The 24,849-nt window shown below is 65.1% G+C and carries 26 protein-coding genes and 1 pseudogene; 3 read left to right on the top strand and 24 right to left on the bottom strand.

Annotated elements, in window-relative coordinates; genetic code table 11:
- Nucleotides 1-27: 27 nt before the first annotated feature.
- The 16 genes and pseudogenes from AS156_RS24955 to AS156_RS44905 all read right to left on the bottom strand — a co-directional run.
- Nucleotides 28-1,062: an ABC transporter ATP-binding protein gene (locus AS156_RS24955; RefSeq protein ID WP_066509912.1), complete on the bottom strand. Its 1,035-nt coding sequence runs from the start codon at nucleotides 1,060-1,062 to the stop codon at nucleotides 28-30.
- Nucleotides 1,059-2,069 carry an ABC transporter ATP-binding protein gene (locus tag AS156_RS24950; RefSeq protein ID WP_066509911.1) on the bottom strand — a complete coding sequence of 337 codons (1,011 nt, stop codon included), beginning with the start codon at nucleotides 2,067-2,069 and terminating at the stop codon, nucleotides 1,059-1,061. Before AS156_RS24950 ends, AS156_RS24955 begins: the two co-directional genes overlap by 4 nt.
- 2 nt (nucleotides 2,070-2,071) lie before the next feature.
- Nucleotides 2,072-2,968 (bottom strand): ABC transporter permease, encoded by an 897-nt coding sequence (locus AS156_RS24945; protein ID WP_066509909.1) that lies wholly within the window; start codon nucleotides 2,966-2,968, stop codon nucleotides 2,072-2,074.
- Nucleotides 2,965-3,915 carry an ABC transporter permease gene (locus AS156_RS24940; protein WP_066509907.1) on the bottom strand — a complete coding sequence of 317 codons (951 nt, stop codon included), beginning with the start codon at nucleotides 3,913-3,915 and terminating at the stop codon, nucleotides 2,965-2,967. Before AS156_RS24940 ends, AS156_RS24945 begins: the two co-directional genes overlap by 4 nt.
- A gap of 294 nt (nucleotides 3,916-4,209) precedes the next feature.
- The gene (locus AS156_RS24935; protein ID WP_066509906.1) at nucleotides 4,210-5,631 is read right to left on the bottom strand and encodes an amidase; all 1,422 of its coding nucleotides are present in this window, start codon (nucleotides 5,629-5,631) and stop codon (nucleotides 4,210-4,212) included.
- 119 nt (nucleotides 5,632-5,750) lie between these two features.
- Nucleotides 5,751-6,689: a carbohydrate kinase family protein gene (locus AS156_RS24930; protein ID WP_066509903.1), complete on the bottom strand. Its 939-nt coding sequence runs from the start codon at nucleotides 6,687-6,689 to the stop codon at nucleotides 5,751-5,753.
- A gap of 12 nt (nucleotides 6,690-6,701) precedes the next feature.
- A complete protein-coding gene (locus tag AS156_RS24925; RefSeq protein WP_066509893.1) occupies nucleotides 6,702-8,357 on the bottom strand; it encodes an FGGY-family carbohydrate kinase in 1,656 nt (551 codons plus the stop codon).
- A gap of 27 nt (nucleotides 8,358-8,384) precedes the next feature.
- On the bottom strand, nucleotides 8,385-9,158 hold the full coding sequence (locus tag AS156_RS24920) for an SDR family NAD(P)-dependent oxidoreductase (protein WP_066509890.1): 774 nt from the start codon (nucleotides 9,156-9,158) through the stop codon (nucleotides 8,385-8,387).
- An 83-nt stretch (nucleotides 9,159-9,241) separates the two neighbouring features.
- Nucleotides 9,242-9,772, bottom strand: a pseudogene (locus AS156_RS44920) (ABC transporter ATP-binding protein); the annotation flags it as partial.
- Nucleotide 9,773: 1 nt separating this feature from the next.
- Nucleotides 9,774-10,250 (bottom strand): ABC transporter ATP-binding protein (locus AS156_RS44915; protein ID WP_245313048.1); only part of this gene is annotated, 477 nt, incomplete at its 3' end.
- A 16-nt stretch (nucleotides 10,251-10,266) separates the two neighbouring features.
- Nucleotides 10,267-11,097 carry a carbohydrate ABC transporter permease gene (locus tag AS156_RS24910; RefSeq protein ID WP_066509887.1) on the bottom strand — a complete coding sequence of 277 codons (831 nt, stop codon included), beginning with the start codon at nucleotides 11,095-11,097 and terminating at the stop codon, nucleotides 10,267-10,269.
- 4 nt (nucleotides 11,098-11,101) lie between these two features.
- A complete protein-coding gene (locus tag AS156_RS24905; protein WP_066509884.1) occupies nucleotides 11,102-11,974 on the bottom strand; it encodes a carbohydrate ABC transporter permease in 873 nt (290 codons plus the stop codon).
- A 138-nt stretch (nucleotides 11,975-12,112) separates the two neighbouring features.
- Nucleotides 12,113-13,426, bottom strand: a complete 1,314-nt coding sequence (locus AS156_RS24900; protein ID WP_066509882.1) for an ABC transporter substrate-binding protein — start codon at nucleotides 13,424-13,426, stop codon at nucleotides 12,113-12,115.
- 342 nt (nucleotides 13,427-13,768) lie between these two features.
- The gene (locus tag AS156_RS24895) at nucleotides 13,769-14,722 is read right to left on the bottom strand and encodes a sugar-binding transcriptional regulator (RefSeq protein WP_066509881.1); all 954 of its coding nucleotides are present in this window, start codon (nucleotides 14,720-14,722) and stop codon (nucleotides 13,769-13,771) included.
- A 9-nt stretch (nucleotides 14,723-14,731) separates the two neighbouring features.
- On the bottom strand, nucleotides 14,732-15,076 hold the full coding sequence (locus AS156_RS44910) for an HAD-IA family hydrolase (RefSeq protein ID WP_347336645.1): 345 nt from the start codon (nucleotides 15,074-15,076) through the stop codon (nucleotides 14,732-14,734).
- 57 nt (nucleotides 15,077-15,133) lie between these two features.
- A partial coding sequence (locus AS156_RS44905) for an HAD hydrolase-like protein (RefSeq protein WP_245313047.1) occupies nucleotides 15,134-15,398 on the bottom strand: 265 nt, incomplete at its 3' end.
- A gap of 224 nt (nucleotides 15,399-15,622) precedes the next feature.
- On the opposite strand from AS156_RS44905, the gene ybaL reads away from it, so the two are divergent.
- The 3 genes from ybaL to AS156_RS24875 are packed head-to-tail and all read left to right on the top strand — an operon-like array spanning nucleotide 15,623 to nucleotide 17,838.
- Nucleotides 15,623-17,329, top strand: a complete 1,707-nt coding sequence (gene ybaL, locus AS156_RS24885; protein WP_066510073.1) for a YbaL family putative K(+) efflux transporter — start codon at nucleotides 15,623-15,625, stop codon at nucleotides 17,327-17,329.
- Between the two features lie 34 nt (nucleotides 17,330-17,363).
- On the top strand, nucleotides 17,364-17,570 hold the full coding sequence (locus AS156_RS24880) for a hypothetical protein (protein ID WP_136626422.1): 207 nt from the start codon (nucleotides 17,364-17,366) through the stop codon (nucleotides 17,568-17,570).
- 34 nt (nucleotides 17,571-17,604) lie between these two features.
- Nucleotides 17,605-17,838, top strand: coding sequence for a hypothetical protein (locus AS156_RS24875; protein ID WP_066509877.1), 234 nt, complete (start codon nucleotides 17,605-17,607; stop codon nucleotides 17,836-17,838).
- 48 nt (nucleotides 17,839-17,886) lie between these two features.
- On the opposite strand, the gene AS156_RS24870 is transcribed toward AS156_RS24875, so the two are convergent.
- The 8 genes from AS156_RS24870 to dnaK form a co-directional block, all read right to left on the bottom strand.
- Nucleotides 17,887-18,111, bottom strand: a complete 225-nt coding sequence (locus AS156_RS24870; protein WP_066509875.1) for a hypothetical protein — start codon at nucleotides 18,109-18,111, stop codon at nucleotides 17,887-17,889.
- A gap of 193 nt (nucleotides 18,112-18,304) precedes the next feature.
- Entirely contained in the window at nucleotides 18,305-18,583 is a 279-nt protein-coding gene (locus AS156_RS24865) for a chaperone modulator CbpM (RefSeq protein ID WP_066510071.1), read from the bottom strand.
- A 2-nt stretch (nucleotides 18,584-18,585) separates the two neighbouring features.
- Nucleotides 18,586-19,488: a DnaJ C-terminal domain-containing protein gene (locus AS156_RS24860; RefSeq protein WP_066509871.1), complete on the bottom strand. Its 903-nt coding sequence runs from the start codon at nucleotides 19,486-19,488 to the stop codon at nucleotides 18,586-18,588.
- Between the two features lie 206 nt (nucleotides 19,489-19,694).
- Complete coding sequence (locus tag AS156_RS24855) at nucleotides 19,695-19,877, bottom strand: hypothetical protein (RefSeq protein ID WP_066509866.1); 183 nt, start codon at nucleotides 19,875-19,877, stop codon at nucleotides 19,695-19,697.
- Between the two features lie 87 nt (nucleotides 19,878-19,964).
- On the bottom strand, nucleotides 19,965-21,260 hold the full coding sequence (locus AS156_RS43490; protein ID WP_082747715.1) for a YXWGXW repeat-containing protein: 1,296 nt from the start codon (nucleotides 21,258-21,260) through the stop codon (nucleotides 19,965-19,967).
- Nucleotides 21,261-21,408: 148 nt separating this feature from the next.
- A complete protein-coding gene (locus AS156_RS24845; RefSeq protein ID WP_066510069.1) occupies nucleotides 21,409-21,894 on the bottom strand; it encodes a DUF992 domain-containing protein in 486 nt (161 codons plus the stop codon).
- Between the two features lie 245 nt (nucleotides 21,895-22,139).
- A complete protein-coding gene (locus tag AS156_RS24840) occupies nucleotides 22,140-22,805 on the bottom strand; it encodes a CDGSH iron-sulfur domain-containing protein (protein ID WP_245313057.1) in 666 nt (221 codons plus the stop codon).
- A gap of 94 nt (nucleotides 22,806-22,899) precedes the next feature.
- Nucleotides 22,900-24,801: a molecular chaperone DnaK gene (gene dnaK / locus AS156_RS24835; RefSeq protein ID WP_066509859.1), complete on the bottom strand. Its 1,902-nt coding sequence runs from the start codon at nucleotides 24,799-24,801 to the stop codon at nucleotides 22,900-22,902.
- Nucleotides 24,802-24,849 lie beyond the last annotated feature (48 nt).

Here is a 24,849-nt window from a genome sequence, read left to right as displayed (position 1 = left end):
CAGCCTAGGCCAGTCCCGCACAAAAGGCTAACCGGACTCCGCCACAGCCGGCGGCAGCGCCATCACGGCCTCGGCGTAATGGCATGCGGCCAGATGTGCCTGTCCCACCGGGCGTAGCGCAGGCGCGGTGTCGCGACAATGCTGGTCCGCCAGCACGCAGCGCGACGCATAGGGACAGCCCGCCGACCCTGTCGACTGCGAGGCGATCGGCTGCGCGCCGCGGCGTCGCCGGACCCCGCCAGCCCGCGCCCGCGGCACCGCCTCGAGCAGCGCGCGCGTGTAAGGGTGGGCGCCATGCGCGAACAAATCCTGGGGGCTCCCCTGCTCGACGATCCGGCCGAGATACATCACCGCTATCTCATCGCAGAGCAGATCGACCACGGCGAGATCATGGCTGATCAGGATGTAGCTCAGCCCGAACTCGTCCTGCAGATCCTGCATCAGGTTCAGCACCTGCGCCTGCACGGAGACGTCGAGCGCGGAGACCGGCTCATCGGCGACGATCAGCTTCGGCTGGGTGATCAGCGCGCGCGCGATCGCGATGCGCTGGCGCTGGCCGCCGGAGAATTCATGCGGAAACTTGTCCATGTCGGCGTCGCGCAGCCCGACCTGCCGCAGCACCGTGGCGACGCGCTCGCGCAAGGCAGCGCGATCCATACGTCCCAGCGCGGTCAGCGGCTCGGCCACGATGCGCGCAATGGTCTGCCGCGGATCGAGCGATCCATAAGGATCCTGGAATACCATCTGGAAATCGCGGCGGGCGCGGCGCAGCTCGTCGGGCGGCATTTGGTTGAGGTCGCGGCCGAGCAGCGACACCGATCCCGATGTCGGCCGCTCCAGCGCCATGACCAGCCGCGCAAAGGTCGATTTGCCCGAACCGGACTCTCCGACGACACCGAGGCTTTTTCCCGCGGTAACCTGCGCCGAGACGCCGTTGAGCGCGCGGACATGCGCGGCCGGCTTGAACAGGTTTTCCCGCGGCAGCGTGTAGCGCTGCGCGAGGTCCTTCACATCAAGGAGCGGCGTCTCATGCGCAGGCGCTGGCTGATCGAGCACGGTCATACGCGGACGGCTCCCGCGGCGTCGGCCATCGAGACGTCGGTCCTGAGGCAGCGCACATCATGGCCGGCGCCGACACCCACCGCGGCCGGCAGCGCCACGCGGCAGCGCGCTTCGACGATTCCGCAGCGATCGGCGAAGGTGCAACCCGCGGGCAGATCGGCAAGTTCGGGCACGGTGCCGGCGATGGTCTTGAGCCGTGTCCCCTTGCGCGCGCCAAGGCGGGGGCGCGCGCGGAACAGGCCTTGCGTGTACGGGTGGCCCATCCGCATAAACACAGCATCGGTGGCGCCGCTCTCGACAACGGTGCCGCCATACATCACCATCATGCGCTGGACATTCTCTGCGATCACGCCGAGATCGTGCGAGATCAGGATCATCGACATGCCGCGCTCTTCGACGAGGTCGGCGATCAGATCGAGGATCTGGCCCTGGATCGTGACATCGAGCGCGGTCGTCGGCTCGTCGGCGATCAGCACATCAGGTTGGCAGGCGAGCGCCATCGCGATCGTGATGCGCTGGCGCTGGCCGCCGGAGAACTGGTGCGGATAGGCATCGACGCGCTTCGCGGCGTCAGGCAACCCGACCCGGTCAAGCAAGGCAATCGTCTCCTTGCGCGCCGACGCCGCCGAGCAGCCGGTGTGCCGCCGCAGCGGCTCTGCGACCTGCCGCCCGATCGTGTGCATCGGATTGAGCGCCGTCATCGGCTCCTGGAAGATCATGCTGATGCGGTTGCCGCGCAGCTTGCAATAGCTCGAATCCGATAGGCCGACGAGCTCGGCGCCATCGAGTCGGACGCTGCCGCTGACCACGGCACTGTCGGGCAACAATCCCATCAAGGCGAGCGCGGTGACGGACTTGCCGCAGCCGGATTCGCCAACCAGCCCGAGCGTTTCACCACGCCGGAGCGCAAAGCTGACGCCGCGGACGGCCTGCGCCGGACCGCGGCTGGTGTTCAGCCTGACGCCGAGATCCCTGACCTCGATCAATGGCGCGGTCGCATGGCTCATGCTCAACGCTCCCGCGCCAGCCGGGGATCGAGCAGATCGCGCAGCCCGTCGCCGAGGAGGTTGAGGCCGAGCACCGCAATCGCGATCGCCGCGCCCGGATAGACCGCAAGCATCGGCGACTGGAACAGCAGCGTCTGCGCGTCGTTCAGCATACGCCCCCAGGACGGCTGCGGCGGCTGAGTGCCGAGCCCGAGATAGGACAGTGCGGCTTCAGCCAGGATCGCGAGCGCGAACTGGATCGTCGCCTGCACGATCAGGATCGACAGGATGTTCGGCAGCACGTGCTCGATCGTGATGCGGAAGCCGCCCTTCCCTGCGGCGCGCGCGGCGAGGATGAACTCGCGGGCCCAGACCGCATTGGCCGAGCCGCGGGTGACGCGGACGAAGGTCGGGATCTGGAAGATGCCGATCGCGGTGATCGAGGTCAGCATGCCCGGACCGACCACGGCGGCGAGCATGATAGCCGAGAGCACGGCGGGAAAGGCAAAGGTGAAATCGCTCATCCGCATGATGAGCTCTTCGGTCCAGCCCTTGCGTGCGGCCGCGATCAGGCCAAGGCACACACCAAAGGTGAGGCCGATGCCGACGGCGATGACGCCGACCATGATGGTGGAGCGCGCACCGACCAGGAGTAGCGAGACGATGTCGCGGCCGAAAACGTCGGTGCCGAGCCAGTGCGCGGCCGAAGGCGGGTGCAGTTTCGAGGCGATGTCGATGTCGTAGGCCGACCACGGCGTCCATACCAGCGACAGCAGGGCCGCTCCCAGCACCAAGAGACTGAGCGCGGCGCCGAGCACGAAACTGCGGTGACGCAGCGCGCGTCGCCAGAAACCGGTCGCCGGACTTGCGCCGGGCGCGATCGCCGCGCTGTCTGCGGGAACGGTCAGCGGCGCGCTCACAGGTTGGCGACCTTGATGCGGGGATCGATGAAGGCATAGAGCACATCGACCACGAAATTGACTGTCACGACCATGGCCGCGAGCAGCATCACGCAGTTGCGCACCACGATCAGATCGCGATTGGCGATCGACTGGAAGATCAGGCGGCCGAGGCCCGGCAGATAAAACACGTTCTCAATCACGATGGTGCCGGCGAGCAGATTGGCAAATTGCAATCCCATCACCGTCATGACCGGGATCATCGCATTGCGCAGCACATGGCGCCACAGCACCTCGCGCTTGCCGAGCCCTTTGGCGCGCGCGGTGCGGACGAAATCCTCGCGCAGCACCTCCAGCACCGCCGAGCGCGTGACGCGGGCGAGGATCGCGGCCTGCACCACGGCGAGCGAGATCGACGGCAGCAGCAGCGAGCGGATGCCCGGCCAGATCCCGTCATCCCAGCCGGCGAAGCCACCGGCGGACAGCCATTGCAGCTTCACTGCGAACAGGAGGATCAGCAGGATCGCGAACCAGAAATTCGGCAGCGCGATGCCGACTTGAGTCAACGACATCACGCCGACATCGCCGAGCTTGTTGTGGTTGGCGGCGGTGTAGATGCCGGCGGCGAGCGCCAGCACCACCGTGATCAGCATCGACATGATCGCGAGCGGCACGGTGAGCACCAGCCGTTCCGCGATCAGGCCGGCGACCGGCGTGCCATAGACATAGCTGTTGCCGAGTTCGCCGACCATCATGCCCTTGATCCAGAGCAGATAGCGATAGGTCAGCGGCTGGTCGAGCCCGAGCTTGACGGTGAGCGCGCGCACCGCGTCGGGCGAAGCATCGACACCCATCAGCATCTGGGCGGCATTGCCGGGCAGAGCGTCGAGCACGAGGAAAATGATCAGCGAGGCGGCGATCAGGGTCGCCACCAGGGTCAGGATCCTCCGTAGGATGAACAGGCTCATGCGCGCCGAAATTCAGTGCAGAGTGACATCGTGTCGAGCTGGAGCCGCAGTGAAGGTTCACCTCTCCCTTGGGAGAGGTCGGCGCGTAGCGCCGGGTGAGGGGTTACGGTCTCTCGTAGCAGCGCCCCCCTCACCCGATTTGCTGCGCAAATCGACCTCTCCCCGTTGGGGAGAGGTGAACCGAGTCCGCGGCCGAACCGATTCGACAGATTCATTCCCCTTGATGCTTCGGAGTCACGTTTCAACAAGTTCGCGGCCGAATGCAAGTCTTTCGCGCCGTTCGGGCTGTCACGATCAGGACGGCCAGCGCCCGAGCAGGTCGCTCGCCGCCTCGAACAGAGCCGCGACCCGCAGCAGTTCCGCGTCGGCCCGGAAGCGGCCGACCAGATGCAGGCCGATCGGCAGGCCGTCGCGGCCGAAGCCCGAGGGGATGCTGATCGCGGGGTGCCCGGTCATGTTGAACAGCATGGTCCAGGGAAACCAGTGCGGCCGCACGCTGTCGAAGCTCTGGCCGTCGATATCGATGGTGCCGAACAGGTCTTGATCGATCGGCAGCGCAGTCCGGGTCAAGGTCGGCATCGCCAGCCAATCGCCGCGCGCCAGCAGCGCCTGCACCCGGCGGAACAGCGCGGTGCGGTCGAACATCGCCTTCTGGTACTCGACGCCGCTGACCTCAGCGGCCAGCGCGAGCTGCTTGAGGAAAGTCGCGCTGAGGTCGTTGGGATGGTCGGCAGCGAGCTTCTCGAAGCGGGTGCGCCAGACGGTGTGATTGATGGCCCGCCAGATCGGCTCGATGTCAAAACCTTCGCCGGAGAATTCCTCGAGCTCCGCGCCCAGATCGGCCAGTCGATCGAGGCTGGCCTTGAACGCCGCCGCGATGTCGGCACTCACCGGCCGGCCCGGTGGCGTAAGGCAGAACAGGATTTTCCTGCCCCTGATATCGCCGCGCGGCGCAGCCGCGTCGAGATAGTCAGGCACCGGCACGCCGATCGACCAGGGGTCGGAGGCATCCTCGCCCGCCATCGCCTGCAGCATCAGCGCGGTGTCGGCGACGGTGCGTGTGGTCGGCGTGACATAGGTCTGGTTGCCGAACGCGTCCTGCACCTGGCTGTGCGGGATCACGCCATTGCTCTGCTTGATCCCGACGACGCCGTTACAGGCCGCCGGAATTCGCGTCGAACCGCCACCATCGGTGGCAACCGCCAGCGGCGCGATGCCGCTCGCGACCGCGACTGCCGCGCCGCCGCTCGAGCCACCGCTGGAGCGTTCCGCGCTCCACGCGTTGCGGGTGCGGCCGAACAGCGGCGAGTCGGTCAGGCACTTGCTGCCGAACTCCGGCGTCGTGGTCTTGCCGAGCAAAATTCCGCCCTGCGCGCGCAGCCGGGCCACCGCGACGGCATCCTGCTCCGGCACATTGTCCTGATACGGCACCGCGCCGAAGGTCGTCCGCACGCCCTTGGTGTTGACGATGTCCTTCACAGTGTAGGGGATGCCGTGCAGCAGACCGAGCGGCTCGCCGACCATCATCTGCCGCTCGGCGGCATTTGCCTGCGCCATCGCCTCGTCGCCGCACAGCGTGATGAAGCAGTTCAACTCCGGCTGCAAACGCTCGGCGCGGGCCAGCACCGCGCGGGTGAGCTCGACGGGAGACAGCTCCTTGCGGACGATGCGGGCGCACAGCTCAACAGCAGGCAGGAAACACAGATCGTCGTTCATTCGGGACAGGCGCTCGCGTCAGAGAGAAGGTCGATGGCTGCATCGTGCCGCGCGCCGTGGGCCAAGTCCATCGCATCGGGCGCATGGCCTAACGTCACGCGGCCCCGATCCCGCATGGCCTACCAGGTGCCGGCAGGCAGTTCGCGGCTGCGCGGCGGATCGGCGCCCGCACGCGTGCAGGTGAAAGCGGCGCATTTGCAGGCAAAGGACAGCGCGCGCGTGAGCTCGGCCGCGGTGATGTCGCGCAACCGTTGCCGCTCGATGCGGCCGAGCCGGTGCAGCGCCACCAGCATCGCAGCCTGGAAACTGTCTCCGGCGCCGATCGTGTCCACCACCTTCACCACGGGAGAATCGACCTCGATCGCCCCAGCGTGACGATGCCAGCCGCACGCGCCATTGTTGCCGCGGGTGATGACGACGAGCGACGGGCCCTCCGACAGCAGCGCCGCCGCCCTGTCAGCGTAAGGCTCGTCACAAAAGAGATAGGCGAAGTCGACGTCCGACATCTTGACGATGTCGGCCGTGCGGCAGAACGCCAGCATGCGCGCGCGATAGGCATCCTTGTTCGTGACCAGGTTCGGCCGGCAATTCGGATCGAGCGAGATCGTCACGTGCGCCTTCGCATCGTCAATGAAGGCCATCGTCTCAGCCGCGCCCTTGTCGTTGACCAGCGTCGTCGAACCGGTGTGAATGCACTCGATATTCTCGAACGCGATCATGTCGCGCCGGTAGACCCAGTTTCGCGACGCCGTATCCGCGTCATAGAAGGCGTATTGCGTTTCGGTCCCGGTCACGCGGGCAAAGGCGAGCGTCGCCTGGTGATCGCTGCGCGTCGCGTAACGCAGATCGACCGCCGAATTCGTGGCGTGGTCCGCGATCATGCTGCCGAACGTATCGGTCGAGATGCCGCCGACGAAGCCGGTGGGGACATCGAGCCGCGCCATTCCGATCGCGATGTTGAGACAGGAGCCGCCGACCGCGGGTGACAGGGCCTCGCGCCCGTCCCCCGTCTTCGACGGCAGGAAATCGATCAGCGCATCTCCGCAACTCAAGAGCATGTCGTATTCGTCCTAGATCGACGGCGCCTCGCCGGGCGCCCGTTTCATCGCCTCGCGCGCGCCACGATCGAGCTCCCGCAGCATCTTGTGCACGCCGCGCTTGCGTTGGTGGAAATCGGCCATTTCGGGCTTGGTCGGCTCGCTCAGCCGCCCGAGCGCCGACATGCCGGCCATCGCCGCATTGATCGAGTTGTGCGCGCCGCTCGCGACCGCCCCCAGCATGGCGGCGCCCAGCAGCACCGGCTCCTGCGTCTGTGGCAGCGCCACGGTGTATCCCGTGGTGTCGGCCATGATCTGGCGGACCAGCGGACTGCGGCTCGCGCCGCCGCCGATCACGATGGTCTTGCCGTCGACGCCATGGGCCTGCAAGGCGTCGATGACGTCGGCGAGGCCATAGGCGAGCCCGCACAGCCCGGCGACGAACAGCCGCTCCATCGCCGAGGCATCCGTGTCGAGATCGAGCCCCGCGATCACCGCGCGCGATCCCGGATCGGCATAGGGCGAACGGTTGCCGAGGAAATCCGGCAAGACGTGAACGTTGCGCGCCAGCAGCGCCGCGGCACCGGCATTGCCGGCCCGTGCCAGGATGCGCTTCTCCAGATACTCGATGACATCGACGCCATCGATCTTTGCCGCAGCCTGAACCTCGGCATGCGCCGGATGCGACCGAAGCAGATGATCGACCGCAGCACCAGCCGCGGACTGGCCGCCCTCGTTCAGCCAGAAGCCCGGCACCATGCCCGAGAAATACGGGCCCCAGACGCCCGGCACGAAACAGGGCTCGACCGTCGTCGCCATGATGCAGGCCGACGTTCCCATGATGTAGGCGAGCCGCTTGCAGACATCGACGTCGGCGCCCGATCCGTCACGGCCGCCGATCGCGCCGACCCCGCCGGCATGAGCATCGATCAGCGACGCGCCGACCGCCGTGCCCGGCAGCAGGCCGAGATCACGGGCAGCATCTTCCGACAGTCCGCGGCCGAGCGGCGAACCCGGCGGCACGATCTCGGTGCCGATGCGCGCGAAGCGGTCGGCGGCAAGCGCCTCGAGCCCGACCCGCTTGAGGAAGGATTCGCTCCAGCCGCCCTCGCCCGCAACATAAGTCCACTTGCAGGTCACCGTGCAGGTCGATCGCGCGAGCGATCCGGTGGCACGGAACGAGAGATAGTCGGCGAGATCGAAGAAATGTCCCGCCGCGACGAAGGTCGCGGGCAGATGCCGCTTCAGCCAGAGGATCTTCGGGATCTCCATCTCCGGCGAGATGACGCCGCCGACATAGCGCAGCACGCGATCGCCGGTCGCATTGACGAACGCGGTTTCGTCCATCGCGCGGTGATCCATCCAGACCACGACGTTGCGCGCATGATCGCCGGATGGGCTGACGGTAAGCGGCTGAGCGGCATTGTCGAGCACCACCAGCGAACAGGTCGCATCGAACCCTATGCCCTTGACGTGCTCGGCCGTGACCCCGGCCTCGCGCATCGCGCCGCGGATGGAGGAGATGCAGGCCGCCCAGATGTCCTCGGACGATTGCTCGACGATATCACCGGCCTCATGCCAGACCCGGATCGGATGCCGGGCCGCGCCGAGCAGCTTTCCGGCCTCGTCGAACACACCCGCTCGGGCGCTCGCGCTCCCGACGTCCACCCCGATATAGGCTTGCCGCATGATCGCTCCGCTATTTACGGGGCAAGCCTACCAGCAAGTGTAGCCGCCATCGACTAAAACGATGCTCCCGGTCATCAGGCTGGCAGCCTCGGAGGCCAGGAACAAAACCACCGACGCGATCTCGTCGACCTGGCCCATCCGGGCCATCGGGGTTCCGCCGATCCAGGCGTCGTACATGCGGGGGCTGTTCTTCACGAAGGCGTTCAGCGGCGTCTCGATATAGGTCGGCGCCACCGCATTGACGCGGACGCCGCGCGTCGCCCATTCGGCGGCCAGCGATTTGGTCAGATGGTGCACTGCGGCCTTGGACGCATTGTAGAAGCACTGTTCCTGCGGCTTGTTGACGATGAAGCCCGACATCGAGCCGACATTGACGATGGTGCCGGTCTTCGCCTTCAGCATGTGATTGCCGAAAGCGCGGCAGCACCAGAAGGTGCCGTTCAGGTTGACGTCGATGACGTTGAGCCAGTGCTCGTCGGTCACGGTCTCGGCCGGCGTTTCGCTGCGCGCAATGCCGGCATTGTTGACGAGGATGTCGACCTTGCCGTATTTGCCGACCAGCTCGTCGGCAACCTCGGACACGCGCTTGGAATCCGTCACGTCCATCAGGGCGATGTCGGCGTCAAAGCCCTTCGCCTTCAACGCCGCCTTGGCGTCGTTGGCGACCTTGGCGTCGCGGTCTCCGATGATGACCTTCGCGCCGGCTTCCGCCAGCGCTTCGGCGCAGGCGAGCCCGATGCCCTGGCCAGCGCCGGTGATGATGGCGGTCTTGCCGCCCAGCTTGAACTTCTCGAGATACATTTTCTTCTTCCTTTGCCTTGAACATGCGGGTCACAGGCGCGCCGCCCCAGCCTGAACCATCCGCCCCTGAGTTCGCCCGCGTCTTACGCGTGGATCGACTTGCCATTGTCGTCGAAACGATGGATGCGCGGCGGATCCGGAATCAGCGAGACCTTGTCACCGGGATTGAGGCTGAGCTCGCCGACATAGCGCGCGGTCAGCGTCCCGAGCGGCCCGGCGTCGACATAGAGGAAGGTGTCGCTGCCGAGATGCTCGGCGACCGCCACCGTGCCCTGCCAGCCCTGGCCGTTGCGCTCGACCTTCAGATGCTCGGGCCGCACGCCGATGGTCGCGGCGCCCTGCTGCTTGGCGGGCTCTCCGGTGATGAAGTTCATCTTCGGCGAGCCGATGAAGCCGGCGACGAACAGGTTCGCGGGCTTCTCATAGAGTTCCAGCGGCGAGCCATACTGCTCGATCTTGCCCGCATTCAGCACCACGATCTTGTCGGCCATGGTCATGGCCTCGACCTGGTCGTGGGTGACGTAGATCGCCGTGGTGCCGAGCTGCTTCTGCAGCCGCGTCACCTCGAGCCGCATCTGCACGCGCAATGCGGCGTCGAGATTCGACAGCGGCTCNCTCGTCGAACAGGAACGCCTTCGGCTCGCGCACGATGGCGCGTCCGATCGCGACGCGCTGACGCTGGCCGCCGGAGAGCTCGCGCGGCTTGCGGTCGAGATAGGGCGTGAGATTGAGCGTCGCCGCGGCGGCCTCGACCTTGCGGTTGATCTCGTCCTTGGCCGCGCCGGCCATCTTCAGGCCAAACGCGATGTTGCCGCGCACGCTCATATGCGGATAGAGCGCATAAGACTGGAACACCATCGAGAGCCCGCGCTTGGCCGGCGGCACATCGACGACGTTGCGTCCGTCGATCAGGATCGCGCCGCCGGTGACGTCCTCGAGCCCCGCGATTAACCGCAGCAGCGTGGTCTTGCCGCAGCCGGACGGACCGACGAAGACGACGAACGAACCGTCCGCGATGTCGAGGTCGGCGCCCTTGATGATGTGGACCGGCCCGAAGGATTTCTGCACACCCTGCAGCGTGATCTGACCCATGGCAAAAGCCTTTCTGCTACTTGACCGCGCCGAAGGTCAGGCCGCGGACGAGCTGCCGCTGACTGAACCAGCCGAGCACGAGAATGGGCGCGATCGCGAGCGTCGACGCCGCCGACAATTTCGCCCAGAACAGTCCTTCCGGGCTCGAATAAGACGCGATGAACACGGTGAGCGGCGCGGCCTCCAGCGTCGACAGGTTGAGCGTCCAGAACGCCTCGTTCCAGGCCAGGATCAAATTGAGCAGCAAGGTCGAGGCGAGGCCCGGTATCGCCATCGGCGTCAGCACGTAGATGAGCTCGCGGCCGATCGTGGCGCCGTCCATCCGCGCCGCCTCGAGGATGTCCTTCGGGATCTCCTTGAAGTAGGTGAACAGCATCCAGATCACGATCGGCAGATTGCCGAGGCACAGGATGAAGATCAGCCCGGTGCGGGTGTCGAGCAGGCCGACGGTGCGGAAGATCAGGTAGATCGGCACCAGCACGCCGACCGGCGGCATCATCTTCGTCGACAGCATCCAGAGCAGGATGTCCTTGGTCCGCTTGGTCGGCGAGAACGCCATCGACCAGGCGGCCGGGATCGCGATCAGCATCGCGATCAGCGTCGATCCGCCGGCGATGATGATCGAGTTGAGCGCATGGTGGAAATAGTCGCTGCGCTCCTGCACGGTGACATAGTTCTCCGTCGTCCAGTGGAAGAACAGGAACGACGGCGGGATCGCGAAGGCCTCGAGCTCGGTCTTGAAGCTCGCCAGCACCATCCAGAGGATCGGGAAGAAGATCACGAAGCCGACCAGCCAGGCCGCCACCGTCGAGATCACCTTGCGTCGTGTCGTGACCATCCGCGCCATGACGTTACGCCTCCAGATTCCGGCCGACGATACGAACGAGGAAGAACGCGACGATATTGGCGAGCACGACCGCGACCAGGCCGCCCGCCGAGGCGCTGCCGACGTCGTACTGGATCAGCGCCTGCGAGTAGATCAGGAAGGCGATGTTGGTGGTCTGCAGGCCCGGGCCGCCGCCGGTGGTGACGAAAATCTCCGCGAATACCGTGAGCAGGAAGATGGTCTCGATCAGGATCACCACCGTGATCGGACGCGCAAGGTGCGGCAGCGTGATGTAGATGAAGGTCGAGAGCGCGCTCGCGCCGTCCATCTCGGCGGCCTCCTTCTGCTCCTCGTCGAGCGATTGCAGCGCGGTCAAAAGGATCAGGGTCGCGAACGGCAGCCATTGCCAGGAGATGATCAGGATCACCGAGAACAACGGCACGTCGTTGAACCAGTCGATCGGGGTCAGGCCGAACAGCTTGGCGATCCAGGCGAACAGGCCCGACACAGGATGCATCAGCAAGTTCTTCCACACCAACGCGCTCACCGTGGGCATCACGAAGAACGGCGCGATCACCATCAGGCGGACGATCGAGAGCCCGACCACCTGCTGATCGAGCAGCAGCGCCAAGGGCACGCCGAGCAGAATCGTGATCGCCAGCACGGAGCCGACCAGCACCAGCGTGTTCTGCAGCGAGGCGAGGAAGGCCGGGTCGGTGAGGAAGTAGCGGAAATTGTCCAGCCCGACGAATCCCTCGGAGCCGGGATCGAGCAGATTGTAGTGCAGCGTCGAGAAATAGATCGTGAGCGCGAGCGGCACGATCATCCAGATAAACAGCAGCGCCACGGCAGGACTGAGCAGTGTACGCGCGAGCAGTTGGGTCTGCTGGGTCGCCATCCCCGCCTCCTCTGGGAAAGGAGCGACCATCCCGCTGCGGGACAGGATGGTCGCGAGTGGCTCAGCTCGGGAGGATTGAGCTGGTCGGAGGGCCAGGGCGCACTACTCCCGCGTCCTGGCTCAGCGTTCGCGCATGCGCTACTTGATGTAGCCCGCTCGCTTCATTTCGCGCTCGGTCGAGGACTGTGCGGCCGCGAGCGCGGCGTCGACGGAGGTGGAGCCGGAGAGCGCAGCCGAGAACTGCTGGCCCACCGCGGTGCCGATGCCCTGGAACTCGGGGATGGCAGCGTATTGCACGCCGACATAAGGCACCGGCTTGACCGTCGGCTTGTTCGGATCGGCCGCATCGATCGAGGCCAGCGTCATCTTGGCGAAGGGCGCGGCCTTCAGGTAGTCGGGGTTCTGGTACAGCGAGGTCCGCGTGCCCGGAGGCACGTTGGCCCAGCCTTCCTTCGACGCGACGAGCTTGGTGTAGTCCTTGCTGGTCGCCCAGGCGATGAACTTCTCGGCCGCGTCGACCTTCTTCGAGCCGGCCGGGATCGCGAGACTCCAGGCCCATAGCCAGTTGGCGTTCTTGCCGAGCCCGGTGTTCGGCGCCAGCGCGAAGCCGACCTTGTCGGCGACCGTGGACTCCTTCGGATTGCTCACGAAGGATGCCGCAACGGTGGCGTCGATCCACATTGCGCATTTGCCGGCGTTGAACAGAGCGAGGTTCTCGTTAAAGCCGTTGGAGCTCGCGCCGGGAGGGCCGGCCTCCTTCATCAGGTCGACATAGGTCGTGAGCGTCTTCTTCCATTCCGGCGAGTTGAACTGGGGTTCCCACTTCTCGTCGAACCAGCGCGCGCCGAAGGAATTGGCCATCGCGGTCAGGAACGCCATGTTCTCGCCCCAACCGGCCTTGCCGCGCAGGCAGATGCCGTAGACGCCGGCAGACTTGTCGGTCAGCTTCTTGGCTGCATCGACCACGAAGTCCCAGGTCGGCTTCTCCGGCATGGTCAGTCCGGCCTTTTTGAACAGGTCGGTGCGATACATCGTCATCGAGCTTTCGCCGTAGAACGGCGCGGCGTACAGCTTGCCGTCGACCGACACCGCGTCGCGGATCTTCGGCAGGATATCGTTGACATCGTAGTCGGCGCCGAGCTTGTCGAGCGGCACCAGCCAATTCTTCTTGGCCCAGATCGGCACCTCATAGGTGCCGATGGTCAGCACGTCGAACTGGCCGCCCTTGGTGGCGATATCGGTCGTGACGCGCTGACGCAGCACGTTCTCCTCCAGCGTCACCCATTTGACTGATATGTCCGGATTCTTGGCGGTGAAATCGCTGGTGAGCCCCTGCATACGGATCATGTCGCCGTTGTTGACGGTCGCGACCGTCAACGTGGTCTGGGCGATTGAGGGGGCAGAGATCAAAAGAGCAGCCGCGCCCGTGACGGCGCAAAGGACGTTTTTCAAGGTGACCTCCCATATGCCACGTTGAGCATATGCCCACGTGTTGAGCGTATGTTCAACCTGTCATCAAATTTTGTCAAGCGCGCCGAGGCAGCGGCGCGCTTGATTATTGGTTCCGTTGCAGCCTGCAATGGAGGTGTTTGTAGGGGCGAAGGAGGCAGCTGACTGGAATGGGATTGAGCTGGAGCAGCAACGAGAGTTCACCTCTCTCGCTTGCGGGGGAGGTCGGATTGCATCGAAGATGCAATCCGGGTGGGGGCTCTCTCCACCACATGACTCGTGGTGAGACCCCCACCCCAACCCTCCCCCGCAAGCGGGAGAGGGAGTGCATCCGACTCGCGGCTTCTAGCGGTCGAGGACCGCGCGCGCGGTCGCCTCATCCGTGATGAGGCCATTGATCACCCGGCCGGCAAGCGCGGCCTTGATCGCGGGCACCTTGGCGGCCCCGACAGCCGCCGCGATCGTGGTTGATACCGCGGGAAGCTGCGGCGGAATGCTGGTCAGCCGCTTGTTGGTGCCGCCCTTGATCAACCGTCCCTTGGCGTCGAAGGCCCAGCCCGTCACCTCGCCGACCGCGCCGAGCCGCATCATCTCCAGCAGTTCCTCGCGGGTGACGAAGCCGTCGACATGCACCTGGGCCTTCTGGTCCATCTGGCCGATGCCAATCAATCGGAGATCGGCATTGGCAGCGACCGCCCTCACCCTTGCGATCGGCTCGATGCGGACCATGCGGTTGCGCTCGTCCTCGCTCGACATCAGGAACGGCAGCGGCATCGGGTAATGGCGTGCGCCGGTGCGATCGGCCAGCCGCCCCACCGTATCGTAGAAGCTTGCCGAGCCATCGGCGGAGATGTTGCCGACCAGCGAGACGATCTGGTGATCGGGTCGCTCGATCGGCGAGACGCGCTCGACCGCCGCGCGCACGGCACGGCCGGTGCCGAGCGCCACGATCACCGGCGTCTCCGAGCGCAGCGTCATTTCCAGCAGATTGGCGCTGCGCTCGGCTATCCCCGCGGTCGACAGCGGCGCCGACGGATCTGATGGAACGACCTCGCAATGCGCCAGGTCGAACCGGCTCTTGAGCCTGGACGCCAGCTCCATGCAGGCCGCGATCGGGTGTTCGAGGCGAAACGTGATCAGTCGCTCGGCGAGACACAGCGACACCAGGCGCTGCGCAGACGCGCGCGATACCTGCAGCATCTTGGCGATCTCGTCCTGGGTGTGACCCGCGATGAAATAAAGCCAGCCGGCGCGCGCCGCATCGTCGAGGCGGGACTTTTCGTTGTCGGGCGCAGCCATGGTTCTACGTCAACCTTCGGTCCAGAAATCCGTCATCGCGGCGAAGATTCGATCCGCTCCGGCGTCCCGGAGCAGAGCACTGCCGTCCCGCAACCGATAGTGGGCCCCGCCGACAAATCCCCACACTTTCATGCCCGCCGCCTTCGCCGCCGTCACGCCGCTGACGCTGTCCTCGATCACGAGCGTCCGGCTCGGCTCTGATGCCATCTGACCCGCCGCGTGCAAGAACAGATCCGGCGCCGGCTTGCCGTGCCTGACCATCTGCGAGGTGTAGAGCCGTTGCCCGAAATGCGACGCAAGGCCCGTCAGCTCCAACGAAAACCTCACGCGGTCAAGGTCGCTCGATGACGCCACACAAGACGGCAGGCGCAACGCCTCCAGCACCGCGCCGACGCCGGATATCGGCTTGANGGCGGGACCGGAAGGTTTCGCGCACCTGCCCCGCCAGATCGCTCAGGAAGTGTGCCGGCAACGGTTGTCCCGCCGCCCGGCAATAGTCGAGAACCGCCGCCGAGTTGCGGCCGAGGAAGCGTTCGAGCGCCTGCTCGGTGCTCATCTCGATGCCCGCCTGCGTCAGCGCATCCGACAGGCAGCGGCAGCTCAGCTCCTCGCTATCGACGAGGACGCCGTCGCAGTCGAAGATGACGAGGTCGGTCTCGGGGAGCCGGAATTCCATCCGGACATGAGATCATATGCTCATGCGATGAGCAATAGATCAGCGCGATAGACCGGTCGTTGCTTGTCTCGGCATGGGATCATCCGGCCGGTATCATCTCGCTACGCAGCCATGAAATGGCCCGATGTGCGCCAAGATTCAGCACAGGTTCGCCGAGCCGGCACGTGCTGCGCCGCCTCAATTGGTCGCGGTGCGTCAGCTGCGATGCTGTGCGACAAGGCCAGATGCCGCACGACACACCTCTCATCGCGACCATTGTCGCGGGCCTTGGGCTTGCCTTCGTATTCGGGACGATCGCCCAACGCTTCCGCATTCCGCCATTGGTCGGCTATCTGCTCGCAGGCGTGGCCGTCGGTCCTTTCACGCCGGGTTTCGTGGCCGATCAGGCGCTCGCAACCGAACTCGCCGAGCTCGGTATCATTCTGCTGATGTTCGGCGTGGGGCTGCATTTTTCGCTCAACGATCTGCTGTCGGTCCGTGCAATCGCAGTGCCGGGCGCAGTTGTCCAGATCGCGGTCGCGACACTGATGGGGTTAGGTCTCGCCTTGCTGATGGGCTGGACCATCGGCGCCGGCCTGGTGTTCGGCTTGGCACTATCCGTTGCAAGCACCGTCGTCCTGCTCCGCGCCTTGCAGGAGCGGCGGTTGATGGACACCGAGCGCGGCAAGATCGCCGTCGGCTGGCTGATCGTCGAAGACCTCGCGATGGTGCTTGCGCTGGTGCTGTTTCCGGCGGTGGCCAGCTTCCAGGGCGGCAATGGCGTGGCGCTGGTCTCCGACCCGCTCGCGGTCCGTTTCGGGTTCGGGCTTACCGGCGTATTGGTCCTGACGCTGATCAAGATCGCCGTGTTCATCGCCCTGATGCTGGTCGTCGGACGCCGGCTGATCCCATGGATCCTGCACTACATCGCCCACACCGGATCGCGCGAGCTGTTCCGCCTCACCGTGCTTGCGATCGCGCTCTGCATCGCGTTCGGATCGACCAAGCTGTTCGGCGTGTCGCTTGCGCTCGGCGCGTTCTTTGCGGGAATGATGCTGCGGGAGTCGCCGCTCAGCCAGCGTGCCGCGCAGGAAACCCTGCCGTTGCGTGACGCGTTCGCGGTGCTGTTCTTCGTGTCGGTCGGAATGCTGTTCGATCCGCTGAGCGTGATCCGCGAACCCTGGCCGCTGATCGCGACGCTGTTCGTCATCGTAGTCAGCAAGTCGCTCGCCGCGCTTCTGATCGTTCTGGTGTTTCGTCACCCGCTCACGACTGCGCTGACGATCTCGGCGAGCCTCGCCCAGATCGGCGAGTTCTCCTTCATCCTGGCGGAGCTCGGCGTTGCGCTCAATCTGCTGCCGAAGGCCGGCCGCGACCTGATCCTGGCGGGCGCGATCTTCTCGATCATGCTCAACCCGCTGGTCTTTGCCGCCATCGATTGGCTGACCTCGCGGCTCGAGAAACCGCAGGCTTCTTCGCCAGCCCCGGCAACGTCCGAACCGATCCCGATCACCGGATTGACCGATCACACCATCCTTGTCGGCTACGGCCGGGTCGGCAGCCTCGTCGGTGACGCCCTGCATCAGCGCAACGCGCCGTTCCTCGCCGTCGAGACTTCCGACGACACGGTCGCGAAGCTCAAGGAACGCGGCATCGAGGCGCTCATGGGCAACGCGGTGCGCGCCAGCGTGCTGCGCGCGACCAATCCGGCCGCCGCACGCGCGCTGGTTATCGCGATTCCGGAGGCGTTCGAAGCCGGACAGATCGTCGAGCAGGCGCGCGCGGCGAATGCCGACTTGCAGATCATCGCGCGCGCGCATTCCGATGCCGAAGTCGATCATCTCAAGGGGCTGGGGGCCGACATCGTGATCATGGGGGAGCGGGAGATCGCCCGCGGCATGATCGAGGAGCTCGAAAGGAGACAGCCTGATGCTTCCACGCAAGCTGCATAGCCGGCCAAGGACCGTTCGGAAGTTTGAGCTGATCATGCCCGACGGCCAGATCTACGAATTTCCGCCCCCTTCCCCGCTGCAGCGCCTGACCTGGTCCGCCTGCGCACATGCCGAGATCGCGGCGGTCTCTGCCGCCATCCTCGTGCTGATCTACATCGCGGGATTTGCCGCCGATGCCATTGACCGGTCGGCCCTCGATGCCTGCAACGAACGGATCATGCGCCCCACCGGCGTGTCCTGAGGGGGACACGGCGCCATGGAATGGAGATGACAAGATGGCATTCAAGACCCCGCATGTCCTGCTGGTGTCGTTCTCGGTCGAGATTGGCGCGGAAGCAACCACCAATGTCATGCAGATCGAGACCGACCTGCACCTGAATGCGCGCCACCCCAGCTACGATGCCGCAGCCGTAGAGCGGTTGGTGCGCGCCGCGCGCGATTACCTTGCCGGCAACGCCGACCAGGTCACCCAGATCAGGCTGGTCTCCAATCGCAGCGGCCAGACCTAAGACGGAGGCCCGGCGGCCCGTCCCAGCGACGTTCCCGTCCTGCTCTTGTCAACTCCCCAGGAATGCGGGCGCGAGGTCTTCCTGCACGATGATGTGGGCTGCTTCCGAGGTCAGTTCGCTGCCGACCAGATCAAGGCCCTTTGCGGCTTCGAACAGCATCGAGCGAACATCGTCCGGCGTGAGCACGCCCTTCGCGATGAGCTTGCGCACCAGGGCCTGCAGGATGAGAACGTCGATTTCGCCATGTGCGAGCGGCGTCGGCTTTTCAACCATGATCGTCTCCGATCGTTGAGCCCACTGTTCGATTGCGGGGCTGGACTTAAAGCGCGATGAGATCAGGTTGAGGCGTCATCGCGCTTTAGCTTCTTGTTGAGCATGATCTCCGCGCAAACGTGTTCCGCGTTTGTCGCGAGGGAAACCGCTTCACACTTTGCGCTAACGCGGCCCTCCGGGTCCGGATCATGCTCTAGCGCGAAGGTGGCCGTTGCAGATCGTCCTGCAATTGCTCGAACGCGCGGCGCAAGCCATGAAGCTGATCGACAAGATGCAGGATGACGTCGATACCCTCGTCGTTGACCCCGAGATCGCCCTTCAGGTCACGGATCAGGTGCGCGCGCGCCACATCAGTGTCGGAAAAGTTCATGTCCGTCGCGGTCTGCTCCGGAATCAGCCATTGCTGCTCGATCCAGAACTCCAGGGTTTGCACCTCGACGCCCGCATTGGTCAGGAACTGCTGCTTGGTCATGATCATGATGCGCTATCCTCGCGCGGATTGAATGCTTTCCGATCCCAGTTCGATACGAACGCCTCGAGCTGGGGATCTGGTCCCTTGGGCAAGACCACCTTGAGCTTGACGAACTCGTCGCCCTGACCGCCGCCATGGCGCGGCGCTCCCTTGCCTCTCAGCCGCATCGTGGTGCCGGTGTTCGATCCTTTCGGGACCGTCATGGTCACGTCGCCCGTCGGCGTCGGAACGCGGATCTTTCCGCCGAGCACCGCTTCGGACAGCGAGATCGGCAGCTCCAGCGAGATGTCATCGCCCTCGCGCGTGAAGCGCGGATCGGGCCGCACCTCCACCTCGATCAATGCATCGCCGTACCCGCCGGTGCCCGCACCCGGCGCGCCCTTACCGCGCAAACGAAGCACCTGCCCGTCGACGAGCCCCGGCGGAATCGTCACGTCGAGCGTGCCACCGTCAGGCAAGGTCAATCGCTTGTTTGCGCCGGTAATCGAATCCGCGAAATCGATCACCAGGCTGTAATGCAGGTCGCGGCCGCGCCGGTTCGCCCGCGCCTGCTGGCTGCGCCTCAAGAGCTCAGCGAACCCGTCGTCGGAATCCATGAAGTCCGCGTAGCCGGAACTGTCCGCGTAGGGATGCCCCTGATCCGACGTGGCAAAATCCCGATAGTAGTGATGCTGTGGCCGCTCAGCACCGCTCTCGTCGATCTCGCCCGCGTCGAAGCGCTTGCGCTTCTCGGCATCGCCGAGCAGATCATATGCACCGGCGACTTCCTTGAATTTCTCTTCGGCGGCCTTGTCACCGGGATTGAGATCCGGGTGCAGCTTCTTCGCCAGTTTTCGATAGGCCTTCTGGATATCGGCCGAAGACGCCGTCGGGGCAACGCCGAGGATCTCGTACGGATTTCTCACCAGCTACTCCGCAACAACATAATGCGCCCGAGATCATGAGGGCTCAAAACGAGGCGATTTGCAACACTGCCCGTGATTGGTTATCGCGCGAACTGCCGTTGCTGGTGCATGGTTCGCAGATACCAACGCGCATCGATCGGGCCACTCACGCCGCAATGTCACGCGGGCTGATGACCGGTGTTGCGAGCCCCCATGTCGTGGTCGCGCTACGAGGTATGTCCGGAGTCGAGATATCCCGGCATGTTCTTTTCCTGCTGAGGTGTCATCCTGGCGGTGTCAGGCTTGCCCGGCACGCCCCGCGGGCCGAGCAAGGCTCGCTGGATGTCGTCTTCGCTCAGGCGCGGCTTGCGGTCGTCGAGCTGTCCGTCGCCGCCGTGACTCGATCCCATGACTGACCTCCTGTGGATGATCTCCTGCGATTAGGCCGTCCCGAGAATACTGCGCCCCGCCGAAAGCCGACAGGGCGCAGACAATACTTAGTGCTCAGGCCGTTTCTCTTCAGCGGGATGGCCGGCAGGCGGACGCTGCGGAGCGACCGGATGCGCCGCCGGCTGGGGCGGCCGTGCCGCTTCGGGCCGAGCCATCTGCTCCGGCCTTGCCGCGGGCTGCGGCCGTGCTTCGGGCCTTGCTGCCTCAGGCTTTGGTGCAGGCTCAGGCCTTGCTGCTTCAGGTCTTGCGGCCGGCTCCGGTCGTGCCATTGGCGCAGCAGCCTTCGGCTCCTCCTTGCGAACCGCTTCCGCGGGCCGCTTCTCTTCCACGGCAGGCCTGTTCTCCTGGACGGCAGGCCGTCCCGGCTCGGCACCTGGCCGCGGCTCAACCCGCTTCTCGGCGGGAGCTGCACGCTCCGCCGCGGGCCGGTTCTCCTGGACAGCCGGGTGCCCCGGCTCCGGAGCCGTGTGACCCGGCACCGGGAGCGCGTGCGACGACTCCGCAGGAGGCACAGCTCCCGGCGCAGGAGCCGCAGCTCCCGGTCTTGCCGGCTCCGCAGCCGCGGGCCTTGCGCCATTCTGCGGCAGGACCGTACCGGGCGGCTGCGCACGGACCACGCCCGGTCCCTTCAATTCGCCGGGACGCGCGGTGGCGCCGATCGCCGGCACGCCGTTGTTGGTCCGCTTGAAGAGACTCGGATCCTGGCTTGCTGTCTCGACCTGCTTGCGTTGCAGCGGGGTCGGCGCGAAGCGCTGCTCCTTGGCGATGGTCCGGTCTTCAGCGGTCGGCCGCGCTTCGATGCCGCCCTTCCCGCCATTGTAGCTGACATTGTTGACCGTCCGATTGATCGTGACGTTCTGCTCGTAGACGTTCGTGATCCTGGCGCCCTGCAGGTTGTTCACGGTGCGATTGTAGAAGAACTGGCCGTGATCCCAGCGGCCGCCCTCATAGCCCGCACCGCCGTAGCCGAAGCCGTAATTGATGCCGCCATAGAATCCGACCCGCTCGCCCCAATAGCCGGGATGATAGATATAGCCACCGCCGAAGCCGCCCCAGTAACCGGGCGTCCACAGTAGACCGACGCGCGGCGGCTCAACCCAGGTGCCGGGCACCCAATAGTAATCGCCCTGATCTTCGTCCCACGACCAGTTGCCCGGCGACCAGATATAACCAGGCCCGGGCACCGGCGGCTGGTCATAGGCCGGCAGCGGCGGCGGCGGCGTATCGACGGCCGAGACCGGCGCACAAGCCGCGTCCTGCGCGACCGCCGGTACGGCCGATGCAGAGACCAGCGCCGTGGCCATCGCTATGCACGACGCCGTCAGAAGGAGACGAATTTTCATTTGGGGAGCCTCTTCGTGGGTGAGCCGATTGAACGTGAAAGCAAGAACAAAGGTTCCGGAGGTCGGCGACGAACCGACGCGCGCCATGGCTACTGCCTGGGCCTTACACCAAGCTGACAAATCGCGGCCGCCAGTGGTCGCCGCGCGGTCACCTCCCCGGCCGGAGCTCGAGACTTTCAAGGCCGGCGGCGATGCTGACGCCGACCTGGCCCTGAACACTCACCGGCTGCAGCGCGATGGAATTGTTCGAACCGCCGACCAGCACATTGCCGCCGACGCCGATGCCGAGCGTCGCGCTGGCATCGGCTCCGGCATAGGTGCCGGACAGATCACCCTGACCAAGCTGCGCCACCGGCGCGAACACATTCCAGGCGAGCCCGGTCTGCTCGGTGAGACCGAGATCGAGACCGACCTTCTGGATCACGGCGATGTAACGGTCATCCGGCCTGCCGTCGACGTGCAACACGCAGCCGAGATTGGTCACCGATCCGACGATGAACCCGATGCTGGCAGCGCCGCGGCACTCGAGCACGCCAACCTGGACGCGCTTCATTTGCTGCTGCGCTTCGGCAGCGCCGGCAGAGGCGGTGATCATGGTCGCGGCGATGATGGCAACGACGGACGAGCGGCGCATTGCAAGACTCTCCATTGAGACAGGATGCTATGTGTGGGTAGGGTCGATCGGAATATCGGGCGGGCACAGCGAAGCCTCGCAATTCGAGGTGCGCGGTCGATAGAAGGCAAGTCGTCGGTGGCGGCGAAGGTTACATCCTTGGATGGCCTCGCGAGGAATCCGTTCGGCCGCGATGGGCTCGAGCTACGTCCACGACCTGCGTATCGCGACAGCGATTCAGCCGGATGACGAGCACCGGCGCGCCCTCACTTCGCATGAAACTTGATGGCCGCATGCGCGCCATCGCAAAACGGCTTGTTCTTCGATTCACCGCATCGGCACAGAGTAACGCGATTTCGCACTTCATACTCCTTGCCGTCTGCCGCAATCAGCGCAATTCCGCCGCGCAGCCAGATCGGTCCGCTGCAAGCCTCGGCCGGATCTTCAATCAGGCCGATCGACGGCGCGAGTTCAGGTTCGAGCGCTGTTTCGCTCTCCTTGTCCCACGCCACCAGCCGTCCCGATGGGCAATTCTGCACTTGCCGGATGAACGCCGCATGTACATTCGGGTCATCGGTCGCGGCGACCTGACTCCAGACCTGCCCGTTCGGATCACAAAATCGCGCGAACGCGCACAGACTCTCGGCGTCGAGCAGCGCCAGCGACGGACCGTCGAATGTCTTGGCCTGATCGAGAAATGGCGCGCGATTAGCCACCTCCGTCCCGTCAAAGCCGACCTTGGCGTGGGTGCCGTCGCAGAACGGCTTCTTGCTCGAATGGCCGCATCGGCACAGCGCATATCGCGGCCCCGCCGGAGGCAGGTCCCGCTCGATCCAGGCCTCGGACGATCCGTCGGGGCCGGTCGCGATAATTTGTTCGGACAGCTTCACGCCGCCCGTCACCATGTAGGGGCCGTCCTGCGTCACCGTCACGCGCAACTTGCTGGCTGATTCCGTCATCGGTCCACCTCTTCCGATATCCGCCGGCCCGACGTCGCGCGCAGCGGCGGCTTCCGCGTGCCGGAGGTCACGCCGACTTCTTCTTGTCCTCGTCGTCAATCTCGGTGAATTCGGCGTCGACGACGTTATCATCGCCCGACGGCCGGCCGCTGCCGGCCGATTGCTGCGACTGGGCGTAGACCGCCTCTCCGAGCTTGACGGATTGCTGCTGCAAGGCGCTCGCCTTCGCAGTGATCTGCGCTGCATCATTGCCTTTCAAGGCTTCGCGCAGATCGGCCATCGCATTCTCGATCCCGCGACGATCTGCGTCCGACAGCTTGCTGCCGTGCTCGGCCACGGTCTTCTCGGTCATGTGCAGGATCGTCTCGGCACTGTTCTTGGCCTCGACCGCCTCCTTGCGCTTCCTGTCCTCGACCGCATGCGCCTCGGCGTCCTTGACCATCCGCTCGATGTCGGCCTCCGACAGGCCACCCGAGGCCTGGATCTGGATGCGTTGCTCCTTGCCGGTGCCCTTGTCCCTGGCCGAGACGTTGACGATGCCGTTGGCATCGATATCGAACGTCACCTCAATCTGCGGCGTGCCGCGCGGCGCCGCCGGAATGCCCATCAGGTCGAACTGGCCGAGCAGCTTGTTGTCGGCTGCCATTTCACGCTCGCCCTGGAAGACGCGGATGGTGACGGCGCTCTGGTTATCTTCCGCCGTCGAGAACACCTGGCTCTTCTTCGCCGGCACGGTGGTGTTGCGCTCGATCAGGCGCGTGAACACGCCGCCCAGCGTTTCAAGTCCGAGCGACAATGGCGTCACGTCGAGCAGCAGCACGTCCTTGACGTCGCCCTGCAACACGCCGGCCTGGATCGCCGCGCCGATCGCAACAACCTCATCCGGGTTGACGCCTTTGTGCGGCTCCTTGCCGAAGATCTTCTGCACCACCTCCTGGATCTTCGGCATCCGCGTCATGCCGCCGACCAGCACCACTTCGCTGATGTCCTGCGCGGTCAATCCAGCGTCCTTGAGCGCATTGCGGCAGGGTTCGATGGTCTTCTGAATGAGATCCTCGACCAGCGACTCGAATTTCGCGCGGGTGAGCTTGATGACCAGATGTTTCGGCCCGGTTGCATCGGCCGTGATGAACGGAAGGTTGATCTCGGTCTGCATGACTGAAGACAATTCGATCTTGGCCTTCTCCGCTGCCTCCTTCAGGCGTTGCCGGGCCAGATTGTCGTTGCGCAGGTTGATGCCCTGCTCCCGCTGAAACTCGTCGGCCAGATAATTCACCAGCCGCATGTCGAAGTCTTCGCCGCCAAGGAACGTGTCACCGTTGGTGGATTTCACCTCGAACACGCCGTCGCCGATATCAAGGATGGAGATGTCGAACGTGCCGCCGCCGAGATCGTAGACCGCGATCTTGCTGTGCTGCTTCTTTTCGAGCCCATAGGCGAGCGCAGCCGCAGTCGGCTCGTTGATGATGCGCAGGACTTCCAGACCGGCGATCTTGCCGGCATCCTTGGTCGCCTGCCGCTGCGCATCGTTGAAATAGGCCGGAACGGTAATGACCGCCTGGGTCACCTTCTCACCGAGATTGGCTTCGGCCGTCTCCTTCATTTTCTGCAGGATGAACGCCGAAATCTGCGACGGCGAATACGACTTGCCGTCGGCCTCGACCCACGCATCACCGTTCGAGGCATTGACGATCTTGTAGGGGACGAGCGCCTTGTCCTTCTCGACGGTCGGATCATCGTAACGACGGCCGATCAGGCGCTTCACTGCAAAGATGGTGTTGGTGGGGTTGGTCACCGCCTGCCGCTTGGCCGGCTGTCCGACCAGCCGTTCACCGTCGCTGGTGAACGCAACGATCGAAGGCGTGGTGCGCATGCCCTCGGCATTCTCGATCAGGCGCGCGTTCTTGCCGTCCATGACGGCGACGCAGGAATTCGTCGTTCCCAGATCGATTCCGATGACCTTACCCATGACGCTACTCCCCTCGTTCTGGATTCTATGGCCGGTCCTCCGCTGACA

This window comes from Bradyrhizobium macuxiense (assembly GCF_001542415.1).
Lineage (GTDB): Bacteria > Pseudomonadota > Alphaproteobacteria > Rhizobiales > Xanthobacteraceae > Bradyrhizobium > Bradyrhizobium macuxiense.
This window is presented reverse-complemented; position numbering and strand designations above follow the sequence as displayed.

Bases quoted from the DNA above. Each gene is read 5' to 3' on its own strand.
- AS156_RS24955 (WP_066509912.1), bottom strand. From the start codon at position 1,062: ATGACCGTGCTCGATCAGCCAGCGCCTGCGCATGAGACGCCGCTCCTT.
- AS156_RS24950 (WP_066509911.1), bottom strand. From the start codon at position 2,069: ATGAGCCATGCGACCGCGCCATTGATCGAGGTCAGGGATCTCGGCGTC.
- AS156_RS24940 (WP_066509907.1), bottom strand. From the start codon at position 3,915: ATGAGCCTGTTCATCCTACGGAGGATCCTGACCCTGGTGGCGACCCTG.
- AS156_RS24935 (WP_066509906.1), bottom strand. From the start codon at position 5,631: ATGAACGACGATCTGTGTTTCCTGCCTGCTGTTGAGCTGTGCGCCCGC.
- AS156_RS24930 (WP_066509903.1), bottom strand. From the start codon at position 6,689: ATGCTCTTGAGTTGCGGAGATGCGCTGATCGATTTCCTGCCGTCGAAG.
- AS156_RS24925 (WP_066509893.1), bottom strand. From the start codon at position 8,357: ATGCGGCAAGCCTATATCGGGGTGGACGTCGGGAGCGCGAGCGCCCGA.
- AS156_RS24920 (WP_066509890.1), bottom strand. From the start codon at position 9,158: ATGTATCTCGAGAAGTTCAAGCTGGGCGGCAAGACCGCCATCATCACC.
- AS156_RS24910 (WP_066509887.1), bottom strand. From the start codon at position 11,097: ATGGCGCGGATGGTCACGACACGACGCAAGGTGATCTCGACGGTGGCG.
- AS156_RS24905 (WP_066509884.1), bottom strand. From the start codon at position 11,974: ATGGCGACCCAGCAGACCCAACTGCTCGCGCGTACACTGCTCAGTCCT.
- AS156_RS24895 (WP_066509881.1), bottom strand. From the start codon at position 14,722: ATGGCTGCGCCCGACAACGAAAAGTCCCGCCTCGACGATGCGGCGCGC.
- ybaL (WP_066510073.1), top strand. From the start codon at position 15,623: ATGCCGCACGACACACCTCTCATCGCGACCATTGTCGCGGGCCTTGGG.
- AS156_RS24880 (WP_136626422.1), top strand. From the start codon at position 17,364: ATGCCCGACGGCCAGATCTACGAATTTCCGCCCCCTTCCCCGCTGCAG.
- AS156_RS24875 (WP_066509877.1), top strand. From the start codon at position 17,605: ATGGCATTCAAGACCCCGCATGTCCTGCTGGTGTCGTTCTCGGTCGAG.
- AS156_RS24870 (WP_066509875.1), bottom strand. From the start codon at position 18,111: ATGGTTGAAAAGCCGACGCCGCTCGCACATGGCGAAATCGACGTTCTC.
- AS156_RS24865 (WP_066510071.1), bottom strand. From the start codon at position 18,583: ATGACCAAGCAGCAGTTCCTGACCAATGCGGGCGTCGAGGTGCAAACC.
- AS156_RS24855 (WP_066509866.1), bottom strand. From the start codon at position 19,877: ATGGGATCGAGTCACGGCGGCGACGGACAGCTCGACGACCGCAAGCCG.
- AS156_RS43490 (WP_082747715.1), bottom strand. From the start codon at position 21,260: ATGAAAATTCGTCTCCTTCTGACGGCGTCGTGCATAGCGATGGCCACG.
- AS156_RS24845 (WP_066510069.1), bottom strand. From the start codon at position 21,894: ATGCGCCGCTCGTCCGTCGTTGCCATCATCGCCGCGACCATGATCACC.
- dnaK (WP_066509859.1), bottom strand. From the start codon at position 24,801: ATGGGTAAGGTCATCGGAATCGATCTGGGAACGACGAATTCCTGCGTC.